The organism is Micromonospora sp. NPDC049301, from assembly GCF_040678715.1.
Taxonomy (GTDB): Bacteria; Actinomycetota; Actinomycetes; order Mycobacteriales; family Micromonosporaceae; genus Micromonospora.
Map to the genome: position 1 here is coordinate 1 of NZ_JBFAQO010000024.1, position 1,006 is coordinate 1,006.

1 protein-coding gene is annotated in these 1,006 nt (G+C 67.2%); it reads right to left on the reverse strand.

What is annotated here, in order from left to right:
• The coding region (locus AB0K07_RS30430; RefSeq protein WP_363760976.1) for an IS630 family transposase at window positions 1-907 on the reverse strand (907 nt) is incomplete at its 3' end.
• Between the last annotated feature and the right edge of the window lie 99 nt (window positions 908-1,006).

Here is a 1,006-nt window from a genome sequence, read left to right on the forward strand (position 1 = left end):
TCCAGTTCAGCCAGGACGCGTAGGTCGGGAGGAACACCAGTTCGACGCGGTTGGTCGCGCACCAGGCGCGGACCTCGGGGTGCTTGTGCGGGGAGAAGTTGTCCAGGATCAGGTAGAGGCGCTGGTCGGGCCAGCGGCGGCGCAGGGTCTTGAGGAAGGCCAGGAACTCGCGCCAGCGTTTGCGGTCACGGATGCGGTAATGCAGCTTCCCGGTGGCCAGGTCGAGGGCGGCGATCATGTGCCGGACGCCCTGGTCGCGGGTGTAGGTGGCCCGCAGCCGCGCCGGCTGTCCCTGGGATCGCCATGCGCGGCCGGGGCGGGGTTGGAGGTTCAGCGGCCCGAACTCGTCGACGCAGATCACCCGGCCGTCCGCGGGCGGGTGGTCGTAGAGGTCCAGGATCCGGCGCATCTTCGACGTGAAGTCGGGGTCGGTGCTGGCCTTCCAGGTCTTGGTGGCCTGCCACGACACCCCGCGCTCGTGCAGGATCCGCCGGACGGTCTCGACGCTGATCGTCGTGACGTAGCCAGCCTCGATCAGGTAGTCGCGCAGCTTCGACAGTGACCAGCAGGAGAACGGTTTGCCGAGGAAACGGGGGTCGCACCGGGCGATGACGCAGATCCAGTCGCGGGTCTGCTCATCGATCCGTCTCGGTGCGCCCCCGCTCCATTTTGGGTCCAACGCGTCGAACCCCCGCTCGTTGAACGCGTGGATCACGCCTCGCACATAGTCCTCGCTGGTCTTGAGCAGGTGAGCGATGTCCGGGGCTGGCTGCCCCTGGGCGGACATCAGCACCACAATCGCCCGGCGCAGCTTCACCGGGTCCTTCGCCGTCCGGGTAATCCGCTGCAACCGCTGACCCTCGGCCATCGACACCTGCCGGACGAACACCTCCGGGCGTCTGCCCACCGGCCACCACCTCCCACCGTGAACGATGAGAGACAGCCTGCCGGACGAGTCCTCAGAACCGACGGATTACACGATCAACGTTCAAAGACGAGGCACTAG